Origin of the sequence: Aridibaculum aurantiacum, assembly GCF_017355875.1 — a bacterium.
In the GTDB taxonomy this organism is placed as follows: domain Bacteria; phylum Bacteroidota; class Bacteroidia; order Chitinophagales; family Chitinophagaceae; genus Segetibacter; species Segetibacter aurantiacus.
This window is the reverse complement of record NZ_JAFEWC010000001.1, coordinates 909,440-925,717: the sequence shown is the minus strand read 5'-3', so window position 1 is coordinate 925,717 and position 16,278 is coordinate 909,440. Positions and strand designations below refer to the sequence as shown.

At 42.4% G+C, this 16,278-nt stretch carries 9 protein-coding genes and 1 pseudogene; 1 reads left to right on the top strand and 9 read right to left on the bottom strand.

Annotated elements, in window-relative coordinates:
• Positions 1-62: 62 nt before the first annotated feature.
• Positions 63-3,248: an efflux RND transporter permease subunit gene (locus J4N22_RS03835; protein ID WP_207492378.1), complete on the top strand. Its 3,186-nt coding sequence runs from the start codon at positions 63-65 to the stop codon at positions 3,246-3,248.
• A gap of 150 nt (positions 3,249-3,398) precedes the next feature.
• On the opposite strand, the gene J4N22_RS03830 is transcribed toward J4N22_RS03835, so the two are convergent.
• From J4N22_RS03830 to J4N22_RS03790, 9 genes and pseudogenes are all read right to left on the bottom strand, one after another.
• Positions 3,399-4,040 (bottom strand): class I SAM-dependent methyltransferase, encoded by a 642-nt coding sequence (locus J4N22_RS03830; protein ID WP_207492377.1) that lies wholly within the window; start codon positions 4,038-4,040, stop codon positions 3,399-3,401.
• A 113-nt stretch (positions 4,041-4,153) separates the two neighbouring features.
• Positions 4,154-4,654: an SRPBCC family protein gene (locus tag J4N22_RS03825; protein WP_207492376.1), complete on the bottom strand. Its 501-nt coding sequence runs from the start codon at positions 4,652-4,654 to the stop codon at positions 4,154-4,156.
• Between the two features lie 180 nt (positions 4,655-4,834).
• Complete coding sequence (locus J4N22_RS03820; RefSeq protein WP_207492375.1) at positions 4,835-5,623, bottom strand: L-fucose dehydrogenase; 789 nt, start codon at positions 5,621-5,623, stop codon at positions 4,835-4,837.
• Positions 5,624-5,628: 5 nt separating this feature from the next.
• Complete coding sequence (locus tag J4N22_RS03815) at positions 5,629-6,459, bottom strand: amidohydrolase family protein (RefSeq protein WP_207492374.1); 831 nt, start codon at positions 6,457-6,459, stop codon at positions 5,629-5,631.
• A gap of 118 nt (positions 6,460-6,577) precedes the next feature.
• On the bottom strand, positions 6,578-7,429 hold the full coding sequence (locus tag J4N22_RS03810) for a fumarylacetoacetate hydrolase family protein (protein WP_207492373.1): 852 nt from the start codon (positions 7,427-7,429) through the stop codon (positions 6,578-6,580).
• Positions 7,430-7,446: 17 nt separating this feature from the next.
• A complete protein-coding gene (locus J4N22_RS03805; RefSeq protein ID WP_207492372.1) occupies positions 7,447-8,211 on the bottom strand; it encodes an SDR family NAD(P)-dependent oxidoreductase in 765 nt (254 codons plus the stop codon).
• Between the two features lie 77 nt (positions 8,212-8,288).
• A pseudogene (gene fucP / locus J4N22_RS03800) lies at positions 8,289-9,578 on the bottom strand (L-fucose:H+ symporter permease); the annotation flags it as partial.
• A 17-nt stretch (positions 9,579-9,595) separates the two neighbouring features.
• A complete protein-coding gene (locus tag J4N22_RS03795; RefSeq protein WP_207492370.1) occupies positions 9,596-13,111 on the bottom strand; it encodes a glycosyl hydrolase in 3,516 nt (1,171 codons plus the stop codon).
• Positions 13,112-13,492: 381 nt separating this feature from the next.
• On the bottom strand, positions 13,493-16,270 hold the full coding sequence (locus J4N22_RS03790) for a family 78 glycoside hydrolase catalytic domain (RefSeq protein WP_207492369.1): 2,778 nt from the start codon (positions 16,268-16,270) through the stop codon (positions 13,493-13,495).
• Between the last annotated feature and the right edge of the window lie 8 nt (positions 16,271-16,278).

Here is a 16,278-nt window from a genome sequence, read left to right as displayed (position 1 = left end):
GGGCTAACTAAATCCTGTACCACAAGTACAGAACAAATACAGCGTATACATAACTATCGAAAATGAAAATTGCAGAAATATCTATCAAACGGCCTACACTGGTCATCGTACTTTTCACAGTACTGATACTGGGCGGGCTGCTTAGTTATACTTCGCTTAACTACGAGTTACTGCCGAAGTTTAGTCCATCGGTTGTTTCTATTACAACTATATACCCCGGTGCATCGCCGAGTGAAGTGGAGAACACGGTATCAAAGAAGATTGAAGATGCGGTGTCATCCATGGAGAACATCAAGAAGCTGGATACAAAATCATTTGAAAGTGTATCAACAGTTATTATCACCCTTAAAAGCGGCACAGATGTGGACTATGCATTGAATGATGCACAGCGTAAGGTGAATGCCATACTGAAAGACCTTCCGGATGATGTGGACCCGCCATCTCTCAATAAATTCTCATTAGATGATCTACCTATCATGACTTTATCTGGTAGTGGAAATCTTGATGAGGCAGCTTTCTTCGATTTGGTGGATAAACGTGTTGCACCCGTTTTATCAAGGGTGGAAGGTGTGGCAAGAGTGAACCTGATTGGTGGCCAGGAACGTGAGATACAGGTGAGCATTGATGCCGACAGGCTTGAAGCAAATCGCCTTTCATTGTTACAAGTACAAAACGCAGTCTTGCAAAGCAATCTTGACTTTCCTACCGGTAGTGTACAAACAAGAGAAAGAGATATCCTTATCAGGCTTACCGGCAAGTTTAGAAGTGTAGATGAACTAAGAAATCTTGTGATTGCCACCTCTCCTACTGGTGCGCAGGTAAGGCTAATGGATGTAGCAGATGTTCAGGATGCACAAAAGGATATTGAAAAGCTGGCGCGTGTAAATCAAACAAGTGCTATTGCTGTTCAGATCATCAAGCAGTCTGATGCAAATGCTGTAGAAGTAAGCAACCAGATCACTGCAAGCATTAATAAGCTACAGCAAGATTATGCTTCATCAGGCCTGAAGCTAGATATCGTAAACGACAGCTCGATATATACATTACAATCTGCAGATGCGGTTATTCATGACTTGTTTCTAGCCATCGTTCTTGTTGCATTCGTGATGCTGTTCTTTTTGCATAGTATAAGAAATGCTTTGATCGTTATGGTTGCAATTCCAGCTTCATTGATCGCTACATTCATTTTCATGTCGCTGCTTGGCTACTCGCTCAACCTGATGTCGCTGCTTGGTCTGTCGCTGGTGGTAGGTATATTGGTGGATGATGCGATCGTGGTATTGGAAAATATTTACCGCCACATGGAGATGGGTAAGAACCGCGTTCGTGCAGCTTATGACGCTACAAAAGAGATAGGCTTTACCGTTACATCAATCACATTAGTTATTGTAGTGGTATTCGTACCTATTGCAATGAGTTCAGGTTTGGCTGCAGATATATTGAAGCAGTTTTGTGTAACCGTATCAATAGCTACTTTACTATCATTGGTGTCATCCTTTACTATTGTTCCATGGCTTTCTTCAAGGTTTGGTAAGCTGGAGCGCATCACCGGCAAATCCTTATTTGGTAAAGTCATCGTATCATTTGAAAGAGGGTTGCACAAGTTTACTAACTGGGTAACCAATATTCTTAAATGGTCATTGGCGCACAAAAAGACCACGCTTGCCTTAGTATTTGGCTTGTTGATTGTTTCGTTTTCGCTAGTTGGTGCGGGCTTCATTGGTGCTGAATTTTTTGCAAAAAGTGACAGAGGTGAATTCCTGGTCCAGATAGAACTTCCAAAAGATGCGTCTATTGAGCAGACTAATGCTGCAACACAAAAAGCAGAAGCCTATCTACAAACAAAACCTGAAGTAACAAGACTTATCTCCACCGTTGGTCAATCAAGTGATGGTATGGGAGCGTCGCAGTCTACACCATATAAATCGGAAATTGCGGTACAGTTGGTACCGAAGAATGAAAGAGCTGACGAGGCAAACATTTATGCCGCTAAAATAAAGCGTGAGCTTGAACCTTTACTGGTTGGTGCTAAGGTGAAGACAGTACCAGTAAGTATTCTTGGCTCTGCTGAACAAGCACCACTTGCACTGGTTGTAACTGGTCCAACATTAGACAGTGTAATGCCTTTTGCCAATGCAGCATTAGCTGAACTAAGAAACATCAAGGGAGCTACCGAAATGCGTTTATCTGTTGAAGCAGGTAACCCTGAGATCAATGTGCAGGTTGATAGGGATAAGATGGCTTCTCTTGGATTGAATCTTGCCACTGTTGGTCAAACTATGCGTACAGCATTTAGTGGAAACACTAATGGTAAGTTCAGGCAAGGTGAGTACGAGTATGATATCAACATTCGCTATGGAAGCTTCAACAGGCAAAGCATACAGGATGTAAGCAATCTATTATTCACCAATGCTCAAGGTCAGCAGATACGTCTATCACAATTTGCAACAGTAGCAGAAGGCTCAGGACCAAGTATGCTGGAGAGAAGAGATAAGAGTACATCAGTTACTGTACAGGCACAAACTGTAGGACGACCTACTGGTACCGTAGCACAGGAATGGCAAGCCGCTATAGATAAATTAAGGAAGCCTACGGGTGTTACAACCGTGTGGAGTGGTGATATGGAAAACCAGAGCGAAGGTTTTGGTTCACTGGGTATAGCATTGCTAGCAGCTATTGTCTTAGTATACCTGATCATGGTGTCGCTTTACAACAGTTTTATTTACCCATTCGTTGTATTGTTCTCTATACCACTATCCATCATAGGAGCGTTACTTGCGTTAGCATTAACCAACAACTCTCTTAACCTGTTCACCATCCTTGGTTTGATCATGCTTATTGGTTTGGTGGCAAAGAACGCCATCATCCTGGTAGACTTTACCAACCAACGTAAAGCTGAAGGAGCATCAACTTTCCAGGCGCTAATTGATGCAAACCAGGCCAGGTTACGTCCAATCCTGATGACGACAATCGCGATGGTGATTGGTATGCTACCTATTGCACTGGCTAGCGGTGCAGGCGCTGAGTGGAAGAATGGATTGGCATGGGTGATCATTGGTGGTTTGCTCAGCTCTTTATTCCTTACGCTTGTAGTAGTACCTGTTATGTATTCCATCTTCGACAGGCTGATCGAGCGGTTTAGCAAAAAGAAGAAGCAGTCAATTGATGACCTGATGGTTGAAGAGTACGAGCTGCAAGAGTTTCATGAAACATATGAAGAAGGTGTTTTCAATCCTTCGCATATATAAAGTAGGTTTGGTTGTAAAGGTTTAGTACACAAGGGAAGGTTTTACCTTCCCTTTTTTTGTTCGCTAATATCTGCTTTAACTTATCAGCATCATATTCCTGGAGTGCCTGTTGTTTTAAATGGTATTTACACGCAAAAGCTTCTTCTAAATTTAAGCGCTGACTTTCTTTCTACAAATGAGAATAGTATGAACTTCTTCTGATGCATCACTTCTTTTAAAGGTTTTATCAAAAGACCTAACTATTTCAAAATTGTTGATTGTGATCTCTTCACTTAATCTGCTGATTGAATGAAAATAAAAATAGGTTCTGTCTCCCGTACTTCCTATTTGGAAACCTGACATGGCATAATCACCTTCCACAAAACTTATGTATAAAACGCCTCCGTCTTTAAGTAAGCAACTACAGTCATTTAATAACTTTGCTGCATCAGTTGCTGATAAATACGGTAAACAAAAACCACAAATTATACCGCCAAACTGAGTTTCATTTTTACCTATGTCTCTGCAGTCCATTACAGTAAAGGACGCTGAGGGATTGTTCGCTTTTGCTAATTCAACCATATTTGGGGAGATGTCAATTCCCTGAATTGTAAAACCAGGTCGTTTATTCAATAGATATTTAGTGATGTTTCCTGGCCCGCATCCAACATCTAGGATAGATGCATGCTCTATACCTACTTCTTCACAGAATGCGTCATAAGTTTCATCATATAAGTCCAAGTCCATAAACTTATCCTGGTAAAGCTTCGCCACTTTATTCCATGTTTCAAAAGTTTCGTGGTAATTATCCATTGCATTTATTTGGAGTGGAAAGGCGTTGCTCAACCAACCATTAGATCTTGTTCCTTCTGTAGGCTTATCATATCATTCTTGTAAATTTTTACCAGATGAAGCAGAGCAGATCGTTAGGCTTTTACTTGTTGCTCCTCTTTTGAAATATGAGACACATTACCGGTTTCTAATATTGATTTCAAAGTAGCTAAATACTTCTTCATATCATTTTTAGCGACCATTCGTGAAACGAACATTGGCAAGCTAAAACCAAGTGCATGTTTAATGATACCATTATCAAAAGACAGGGAGTAAATCACCTTGCATTCGCTTGCCGAAATTGCTTCTACCAGCCTGCTACTTTTTAAATAGAATGTTGAACCAGGCACCGTTTGGTAAACGACCTTTTTGTTTCCAAGAAACTCTATGCAGTGAAGCTTCAAGATATTGTTCGGTGCACGTTTGGATAAGAAAGAACTTTCTTCCGCTAAAGCACCCAAAGCAGGCTTTGCTGTCATTGCCGTCCAGTTGATTTCCTTCCGCCAATACTTATCATTCTCCAGGTTGGAAATGTAATCGAAGACAATGCTGCGTTCGGCATTTATTGTTATTGCTCCTTCAATGTTGATGTTCATGATAATCCTTTGAACCAAAGTATATAATTTTTTATTGCAGAGCTGTTTATTTGATGAAACCTATCCATCCTAAAGAATCATTCTCCAAAAGAAACAACAATAAAAAAGCTACAGGATGAGGCACATAAAATGCCTTTCCTGTAGCTTATAATTAACTAGAAATTCTTATTACGCTTTAGATCAACCATTTGCCAGCGCCCTGTCCAGGTGTACATAGCCTCCATCCACATGAACTAATTGACCTGTTGTATGGCTGCTCCTCGGTGAAAGAAGAAACGCTACCATATTGGCTATTTCTTCTGCAGTGGTCATCCTGTGTTCAAATGGAATTTTAGATGTGATCTCTTTCAACTTTTCTTCAGGATTATCAAAAGTTTGAATCCATGTTTGGTATAAAGGCGTGAAGCATTCTGCAACAATCACAGCATTCACCCTAATGCCATATTTCAAAAGTTCTACTGCCCATTCGCGGGTAATTGCATTACGTCCGCCATTTGCTGCGGCATAAGCTGATGTACTTCCCTGCCCTGTTTCTGCAGTTTTAGAACCAATGTTCACAATCGATCCTTTCGACTTCTTTAGTGCAGGCAAAGCATGATGAACGATCAAAAAATAATGAACAAGGTTTTTGTGTAACGATGCAATGAAGCCCTCATAAGTTCCATTTTCCAAACCTACTCCATCGTTCACTCCAGCATTATTTACTACACCATCTATTCTTCCAAATTGCTGTTCTACTTCCTTCACTGCTCTTTCGCAAGCTGCGGGATCAGTCAATTCTGCTACTACAGCAAACGATTGTTGTCCAAGAAGGTTGAGTTGATTTACTACAGCATCATTGTCTTCTTTGCTTCTGCCAATGATCACTGGTATGGCGCCTTCAGCAGCCAACACCCGCACAATACCTTCACCAATGCCTTTTGCACCACCAGTTACTACAATTACTTTATCCTTTAGTTGTAAGTCCATGTCAGTTACTTAAGATTATAAAATTGTTGTGCGTTGCCTCCAAAAATTTTTTCCTGCTCATCAGCAGAAAAGGAAGCGAAATATTCTTTTACTATTCCGATCATTTCTTCATACGATGCTGCTACCAGGCATACAGGCCAGTCACTTCCAAACATGATCCTGCTTGTTCCGAATGCTTCCACTACTGCATCTATGTAAGGTGTAAAATCTTCCTTTTTCCAGTTTTTGAAATCTGCTTCCGTGACCATACCACTGATCTTGCAGTAAACATTTTTGTGCTTAGCAACAGCCTGCATATCGCGCTTCCACTCCTCTATTTTCTTGTCTTTGATGTATGGCTTGGCTATATGATCAATCACAAACTTTTGATCAGGATGAGCCGCAACAAATTCAGGAATATATTGCAACTGGTCTGGAAAGATCAGAATGTCGTAAGTGAAACCGAAATCTTTCAAAGCAGCAATGCCTTTCATGAAAGCAGGACGCAACATCAACGACCGATCCTCCTCTCCTTGCAGTACATGCCTAAAACCCTTGATGCTTTCAAATTGTTTGTAATGCCGCAGGCGATCATGGATATCTTCAGCTCGCAGGTCAACCCAGCCAACAATACCTTTTATAAAAGCATTGTTATTTGCCAGCTCCAATAAAAAATCATTGTGCTCTTCAGATTGATCAGATTGTACTACCACACATCCATCAAGCCCGTTTTGTTGTAGAACTGGCTCCAGGTCATGTGGCATAAAGTCTCTTCTGATCACGCGCATTTCATCCGTTATCCAGCTTTCTCTTACCGGATCGTATTGCCAGAAATGTTGGTGAGAATCTATTCGCATAATTTAGAAAATGCAAAGCGGCTAGCTTAATGAATAGCTACCCGTAGCCTTTAATTATTTAAAACAAAAAGAAAAAATCATATTCACCGCATCGGCGGTATCCGTATTCCTTCTTTGGTTATTTATAAGCCTTCACATGCTGCTTAGCTGTTCCTAATCCATCAATACCCAACTCCACTACATCTCCATCTTTCAAATAGATAGCTGGATTAAAACCTAAGCCCACACCTGCTGGTGTTCCAGTAGAGATGATATCGCCTGGCAACAAGCTCATAAACTGGCTGAGGTACGAAACAAGGAAAGGGATCTTGAAGATGAGGTTAGCAGTTGTACCATTCTGCATCATCGTACCATTCACCGACAACCACAGTTTCAGATTATCTACATCAGACACTTCATCTTTGGTAGCAAGGAATGGCCCAAGCGGCGCAAACGTATCACAGCTTTTACCCTTCACCCATTGACCACCTCTTTCCAGTTGAAATGCTCTTTCACTAAGATCGTTGTGTACACAATAGCCCGCTACATAATCCAGTGCATTCGCTTCATCTACATAAGAAGCTTTCTTTCCAATAACCACCGCTAGTTCAACTTCCCAATCTGTCTTTTCCGAATTTTTTGGAATGATCACATCATCATAAGGACCTACCATAGCAGAAGTAGCTTTAAAGAAGATGATAGGCTCAGCAGGTATTGCAGCACCTGTTTCTTTGGCATGATCAGCATAGTTCAATCCAATGCAAATGATCTTAGAAGGCCGTGCCACAGGGCTATCCAGCTCTACATCATTTGCAAGCTTTGGAAGCGTTGCTTTGTTCTCCTCTACAAACTGCTGCAGCCTTTGCAGCCCGTCATTTTCAAAAAAACTTTCGTTGTAATCTTCTCCAAAAGATGAAGCATCAAAATATTCTTCGCCGATATTGATACCCGGCTTTACCTCGCCATTGTTTCTAAAGCGTATTAATTTCATGTACCTGTTGTGGTTATTTAATTATTCAATTTTATGAAGCCACCATCAATGCTATAATCATTGCCGGTAATAAAAGAAGCCTCATCAGAAGATAGGTATAAGATGAGACTAGCAATCTCTTCTACTGTTCCCATTCTACCTATTGGCTGCGACTTTGATAGTTTCTCAAAAACCTCCTTTTCCTTACCTGGATAATTTTTAGCGATAAATCCATCTACAAATGGAGTATGCACCCGCGCCGGAGAAATGGTATTGCTGCGAATGTTGAATGACAGAAAATCGCGAGCTACTGATAGTGACATTGCATGCACAGCTCCTTTGCTCATGCTGTAGGCAAACCTATCAGCAATACCAACCACCGCAGCAATAGAAGACAGGCTGGTAATGGATCCGCCACCATTCTTTTTCATGATTGGCAAGGCCGCATGCAGGCAGTTGTACATGCCTTTTACATTTACACTATACACTCGGTCAAAATCTTCTTCCGTAGTATTTTCAGCTGTACCCACATGTGCTATACCTGCATTGTTCACCAGTATATCCAGCACTTCAATGGTTGCGAATCTATCCTGTACTTGTTGCTGCTTACTTACATCGCATTGGTGGGTAAAACCTTTTCCGCCTTCTGCCTCTATTTCTGCCAATACACTATCTGCCGCATCTTGCGATAGGTCTATGATGTGTACCACTGCGCCTTGCTTTGCAAATATTTTTGCAACAGCCCTGCCTATCCCACTTCCGCCGCCCGTGATTGCGGCAACTTTATTGTCTAATCTAAACATGTCGTCAAATGTTTTGAACCAGTTATTCAACTTGTGAAAAGCTAAATCGGTAAAATATTTTCATTTTAAAAATCCTATTACACCAATTGCGGTACTGCTGCAACGTCATCCGCTATCTCACTATCTTTCACCTTTGGTTTATAGCCTTTCAGGCCAAAATAAAGGATCACAACAAAACAAAGAAGCGGGACGATATAGCCATTCTGGATACTGTTTGTTTCATCGGCAATAGCACCCAATACAGGAGGCAAGATAGCACCTCCAACAATAGACATAATGATCAAACTGGAACCAATCTTTGTATCAGCGCCAAGATCTTTTATACCCAGGGCAAAAATGGTTGGAAACATGATGGACATAAAGAAGGCAATACCTATGAGCGCATAGATGGTAACCATACCCTCTGTGGTGATGGCTATAGCTGACAACACAATATTGATTGCAGCATAAAGGGACAACAATTTTGCTGGCGCTACATATCGCATCAGGAAGGTACCAATAAACCTCCCTGTCATGAAAGCAAGACCATAGCCCAAACCTAGATAACCTGCCGCCACTTTCTCATTCATTCCTGCTGCTTCGGTAGCCATCATTATGAAAAAGCTGGACACGCACACCTGTGCCCCTATGTAGAAAAACTGTGCAATTACGGCCCATGTAAGATGTTTGTGTTTAAATGCTTTTAAGATGCTTCTCTTTTCAGCTGCCTCTTCTTTTACATCAGGAAGTTTGGTAAAGAAAAAGAAGATCGCAACCAGCAAAATGATGATGCCAAGGATTACATAAGGCATCTTTACACTATCTGCTTCACTTTGTAAATATGCTTCTCTTGCCACTGCCGTCATGCTTGCTAATTCAGCATCCGAATTGTCTATTCCTGAAAAGATATATCGGCCTCCTATCAATGGTGCTACGGTGGCAGCAAGTCCATTGAAAGATTGTGCAAAGTTCAACCGTTGTGTGGATGTTTCTTTAGGACCTAAAATGGTAGCATAAGGGTTGGCCGCAGTCTCAAGTATGGTAAGTCCACTGGCAATGATGAACAGCGCACCAAGGAAATAGATGTACTGGCGCGTATCAGCCGCAGGCACAAATAAAAATGAACCCAGTGCAAACAAGAACAACCCGATGATAATTCCTGACTTGTAACCATACTTCCGCATGATCATGCCGGCAGGTAAGGCCATAACAAAATAGGCAACGAATACTGCCGAGTCAATCAGCGATGATTGAAACGTGGTAAGGCGAAAGGCCTTGCGCAGGTGCGGTATTAATATTGGATCGAGATTGTGCACAAAGCCCCATAAAAAGAATAAAGAAGTAACGAGGATAAATGGCAGCTTGTATTGGTTGGCTTTTTTCATATAGCAGTTGTAAAACGTCGTTAGTTTTTAGTTTGAATAATTGTAACAGGCCCTAATAATCCTGCAGGCTGCAGGTGTTTTTCTTCCAGCCTAATAGGTGCCGTAGTATTGGTTATGCGTTGTTCTTTATTTCGGCGCTTGTCACCAATCAACCTGTTTGCCCAGGTATTGGTCACTTCTATTTCCACCTTGTTAGCACCCGCTTTTAGAGCCTTTGCAATATCGAGCCTGAAAGGCGGTGTCCATAGTACACCTAATGGAGTTCCGTTCAATTTTACTTCAGCAATGTTGGCAATTTTACCTAAGTCAAGCCAGGTAGGTTGAGTGGAAGTCTTCTTCCAATTGAATGTCTTTGTATATGTAGCCGTGCCTGAGTAGTATTTGATAGTCGTATCGCTATGTTTACTCCAGTCAAAGAGATCAGTTACTGTTACACCTGCTGCAGGACCACCCAACTTGCTGTCAAACTTCAAATTCCAGTCTCCTGCTAATGTTTGCACAATTTCAGTCTCTATCCAGTTTTTACCTGTCTTGTTTACAGTAAGTGCTCCGCCTTTAGCAAGTACAATGAAGATAGATCCATTAGGCGCCAGCCGTAGTGGAACAACCGTTCTAAAGTCTTCCGTTGTTCTATAGCCTTTTGCTATTTCTATTTTACCTGTAACTGCATCCCATAACTCAGGAACGCGTGCAGGTACACGAAGAGATACTTCTATATCTCTCTCAACATCTTGCTGGTTAGCGAAGAAATAGATATCAACACCAGGAGCGGTACGATGTGTCCATGCTATATCTTTTGCGTACGCACCACCTTTATCTGTAGTAATAACATCAGGCTGTATGCCCAGTACGTCAAAAGAACTTGCATAGTAAGGACCTTTCACTACTCGTCCAGCACCATGAATGGTTACTGCTACAGTGTCACTCCCCGATCTTGCATATCCCCTTACCTGCCCGTCCCACAACTCAGATGTGATGCGTTCAACAGCTCGGTCATTAACCTGGGACTCCTCAAGACCAAGCGAACTTACAGGCACATCATTCACTATAATAGATGCGCCCTGCTTTACCAGTTCATTCAGCTTTTCTGCTACAGCAGGAGACATATATTCATTACTCGGAGACAGTGGGTGAGGTTGCGGTAAAACCAATATTCCATAAGTTGCTCCACCTGGCAATACGATCCTCTTATTTTCTACTTTGGCTTGTAACAGCACATCAGGATTGAAGCTATCATAAGCATAGCCTCGCAATGGATCAATCCAATCTTCAGGATCAGCCATGTTTGCAGAGTGTCGAACACCCATTGGCTTTTCTCTTAGAGGCTCGTCCTTATTCAGTAAACGTTCTTCGTTCTGCTTCACTCTTTCTTCACCTATGATGCCTGGCAGTGTGGATACAAGCCGATCAGGCAATACAGACCTTCTTGGCAGCTCTTCACCTGTGAACACTGCAATATCAGCAACTGGTCTTCCTACCTGCAACAGTGCCTGGGCTCGCTTTGCATAATCCACCCATGCTTTGCCTGGCTTCCACCATGTTTGATCACGCTGAAAGTATAAACCCACACCATCTAATGTTACACCGGGTTTTCTATTTACATATGGATTGTGTGCATACACGTGGTAAACCAGCTTATTAATTCCAAGCGCATAGTTCCTGTCCTGCGCAGCTTTCATATTACCCGGATGTTCACTCCAGTCCATTCTTACAGTTGTAAATGCTTCTGCTTGAATAATAGGTTTTCCATAAACATGTGCACCAGATATAGCGTCCATCATGTCGTTGGGCTTGTCGTGCGTTGGGCTGTTCAACCAGAATTCACCCATCGGTATGTCTACCGTTTTATAATGAAGCATCCCATCGCTTAGCATGGTTGGGGCAATGCTTTCGGCAGTAAAAGATGTTCCCTTAGCCTTTGCCAGTTTAGCCATAGTAGTGTAGAATTTATCTATCACCAGCTCAGCTATTGTCTGCCTTACATCATATAAAAATCTTTCAGAAACATCCGCACTTTCTATAGGAATACCAGCCATCACAGGCAGGTAAGGCTCTATGTCATAACCTCTTCTTTTCCTGAACTCTTCAGCAAATACAGGCGACCAGTTTTGGCTTCCGCACTCCCAGCTATCAATATGAAATATCTTCAAAACTTTAGTTGCTAGCTCCGGACCTGCCTGCCTTATGGCTTCGTTGAACCAACCATCAAATTGTTTGGTGATAGCGTCCGTGTTGAACTTGTCACATTCTAAACCCAATCCACCTCCACCCGTATAATTTGTATGACCGGTAGATGTATGTCCAACACGTAAGATCGTCCATTTGCCTGCGGGCACATTCCAGTTCAACGTACCATCAGCAGCAAGAAATTGCTTGATGTTGATGATCTTGTTCAATGGAACACTTGCTACACCAGGCACTTGTTCTTCTGTTGTTCTTTTGCTTACCCGCCACACGCTGCCGTTCTTGCCTTCGTACTGGTTGATCTTTGCTGCACCAGACAACTCTATACCTCTTAGCTTAAGTGATGGTTTCCATTTAGCAGCATCAAGGTCTTCAGCTCCTGGCTCAGAACCTGCCTTACTGTATACAAAACGAAAGAACTTAGCCGTAGTAGGTTCTATAGAATGTGTGACATCAGCATCCGTATCCTGCCATCCATGGCGCGGTGGTTCCAACCTGGTAACCCTCCGGAAGCTGCTGCCATCTTCACTAGCTTCTATGATTAGCCTGTGCGCCTGGTAGTTATTCCCAGGTGTACGAACAACCAGCGAACGTGCAGTGAAAGGTTGATCAAATGCATATTGGATCCAGCAACTATCATCGCTGCTAAAAGTTTGCTTGTTGCCTGCCGTTACTAAGAATGGCGCATCAGTCCCTTTACTTGTGGTGACCTTTGGCACTGTTGTATAAGTTGTAACATCTGCGCCAACAGGTGTTGGATAGGCATATACAGCAATGTCTTTGTAATAATTTTCTTTCGTCTCAGGTTGAGCGAGCTTTACGTTAATAGGCTTACCTCCATCTACAAACGTTTCCGTCCACACCACTTTTTGCATGCTTAGTTCCGGCGTTATCCAAGGACCTCCTGCCAGTGCAAAACCATCACTCACATGCATTCCTATTTTCAGTCCTAGCCTGTCAGCTTCCTTCATTGCAAACTTCACCATCGCCCAAAACTGTGGCGTAAGCTGGCGCACCTGTGGCTTATAGTCTATTGCACTTGACGTGTCTTTGATGGGCATCAGGTAAGCCCCACCAATGCCTGCCTGCTTCATTGCCTGCAGGTCTGCAGTTATACCTTCACGCGATACAGCTCCATGCATCCAGTACCAAAATACCCACGGCTCAGCACTTGGCGGTGGCTGCTTAAATGCATTCACCAGTTGAGGGTACGACAAGTTCTTGTATAAAGTGGCAGGTTGCTTTGCTGGCTTCACGGTTGGTTTAGCCTTTTGTGCAGCAAGAGGCAAACACAAAACAACAGCTACCGCCACCAGTGCGCCCTTCAGTATATCATGTAGTGATCTATTCATTCACCTGTTAGTTCTAAAGATTTTTTATGTTACCAGCTGCGGCACTACTATTAAGCATCGTTGCGCCTGCTTGTCAGCAGACAGGTCGCACACTTGTGCTTTGTAATCTGCATTCAGCAATAACGTCATTCCATTGCATCACGTTCGTTGTTACAGGATTGGGCTACGCCCAATTTACCTACTCAATAATCTTATTTCTACAAACAGGAATGAGCTACGCTCATTGTTCCATTTTTATCTACCAACGGTTATTAAGGTATTTTCTTCTTACTCCTTTTGGCAACGCCGAAACCTGTTTGTAGCAAGGTTGAAGCAAAACATCTGTTGGGCATAGCCCAACCCCTACCATTCAACCACCAAATCGTTCCTCAACCTTCTGCATTACAACCGCTCTACCTTTAAACTATATTCACCTGATCCTAATTTCAAAATCGCCTTACCATTTTCATATCCTACCAACCTAACATCTTTACTATTTTTTACAGCAACTCCACCTTCCGAAATCATATCCTTAGCAGTGGCAGGTAAATAAACAGTGGCTGTGGTATTTGCCGGTATAACCACATAATGTGTAAAGCTATTGCCATCCTTCTTCCACTCACTTACAATTTTTCCATGAACTGAATGATATGAACCATTTACAGAAGTAACATCACCTACCACTTCAGGATTGATGACAATATCTTTATAAGCAACAGAACCATCAGCCTGGTTGATCCCTGCCAGGCCACGATAAAACCACTCCATCAAATGGCCAAGCATAAAATGATTATTGGAATTTGTAGGTAATGCAGCCCATGATTCTGTTAGCGCTGTTGCTCCTTTTGCCAATTGGTAGCCATAACCAGGAACATCTGTTCTGCTGTTCATGTCATATATCACATCTGACCTTCCTGCTTCTTGCAATACACGCAATAGGTAGCGATAGCCAATATCACCGGCAGTCAGACTATTGTTTCGGCTACGGATATCCTTCACAATGTTTTCTATTACCGCACCTTTATACTGCGGCTCTACCAGCTGCATATAAACAGCCATTGCATTGGCGGCCTGGCTGCCGGTAGCGTACTGCTTTGTTTCCTTGTTGAAAAAACTATCGTTGAAAGCCTGCTTAACCTGCAGTGCCAATTGATCAAAAGTTGAAGCATCTTCAGTCTTCCCAATAAGCCTTGCTATCTTACTCAGGATGTTTAAGTCATAATAGTAGATAGCAGTGCCGGTAACACCCATAGGTGTTAATTGCGAAACACCAGGAGCTTTAGGACCAAGGTCATACCAATCGCCTAAACCCTGCTTAAGGATATGTCCTTGTGCTTTTGTGCCAAGGTAATCGATGTAACGCTTCATCATCGGGTAGCTCTTTAATAAGACTTGCTTATCACCATACCACTGGTACAGATACCAAGGGAAAATGATCCCGCTACTCCCCCATTCAGGACTATCACGAAACATATCACCACCCCATTCAAACTTTACAAACTCCGGCGCTATCTCAGGAATCAAACCTTCTGCTGTTTGCGAGTACAACATATCCTCCACTGTCTTCCTTCCCAACTGCGCTATATCATAATTGTGCTGAACAGAATAACCCATCAGGTGTACCTGTTCTAACCAACCTAATTTTTCACGATGCGGGCAGTCAGTAAACACACTTACCATATTGCTCTTGATCGCCCAATCAATCAGCTCATGCGTCTTATTAAATAATTCTTTTGAACTCGTGAATTCACCTGCTCCTTGCGCTGCATTACGAATATGCAGGCCTTTTATTTCTTGCAGTACAGGTAAACCTTTTTCATCTGCTGCACCTTTAGGAACTGCACCATTTACTTGTAAGTAACGAAAGCCATAGTAAGTAAACCGCGGCTGCCATGTTTCAACACCATCACCTTTTAAAACATATTGCAGATAATATTGACTTCCTGTTGGCCCCTGCGCAACTGATCCATCCGCTCTCAGCAATTCGGCCGGGTAAACTCTGACTGTATCACCTTTTTTCCCCTGCACCTTGATTGAAGGGATACCCGAAGCATTTTGACCAAGATCGAACACATAGCGATCTGACGCAAGCTGCGTAACATTCTTAGGCGCAAATGTCTCCATCACCTTCAGCGGTTCAGCCATCTGCGCATTCAATACAGAAGGGCCATCAACGATCAATACATTTCTCCATCCTTTATCTGTGAATGAAGGAGTATCCCAACCTTTTTGCTCCAGGTTAGCATCATAATCTTCACCTCCGTAGATGCTCGAAAAAGTAATTGGGCTCGCAGTCGTCTTCCATGATGCATCACTTACAATGTCTTCCTTAGTTCCGTCTGCGTATTCTATTGCAAGACGTGCAATCATCTTTGGATGACCAAAAGCATTCTTAGTTTTGCGGTAGCGCCCCTTCAATGGTGGAATGAAATAAAAACCATTACCTAGCATAATACCAATAGCATTAGATCCCTGCTTTAGCTGGTTGGTAAGATCGAAAGGAACATACAGTGCTTGCTTATCATACTTCGTCCATCCTGCATCTAGGAAATGATCTCCTACTTTTTTACCATTCACGCTCATTTCAAAATGGCCGAGTCCGGTAATGAACATCGTAGCTTGCTTTACAGGCTTTTTAACTGTAAAATTTTTGCGCAACAAAGGCAGTACATTATTACCTAAGTATTTATCCTTTTTCCCATCGACAGGAAGAATGGAAATATTGCTGTCAGCTATTTTATCATAAGCTATCCATTTAGCACCTTTCCAATCGTTAGTGGTCATCAAGCCTGTCTGCCAACGCGCCACATCACTCCACCTCGAAACGTTGTTCTTATTATCCCACAGCATTACTTTCCAATAGTATGTTTTTGCAGGCGCTAATTTTTTACCTGCATAAGAAACCTGGACCGATGTACCTGATTGTATTTTTTTGCTATCCCAAATATTCCCTTGATTCTTTTTAAGTACGGCACTATCATCAGCCACCAATATTCGATAAGCAGTTTGTAATACACTCCGCTGGTTAGATGACAGCTGCCAACTTAATCCCGGTGCTGCTGCTTCCACACCCATAGGATTCACTTTGTACTCCGTGCGTAAGTTAATCACGTCAACACCTTGCGCGAAACCTGCAAGGCAAACAAAAAGAAAGACAATATTGAAAATAATCTTCAGCATAATGTAGA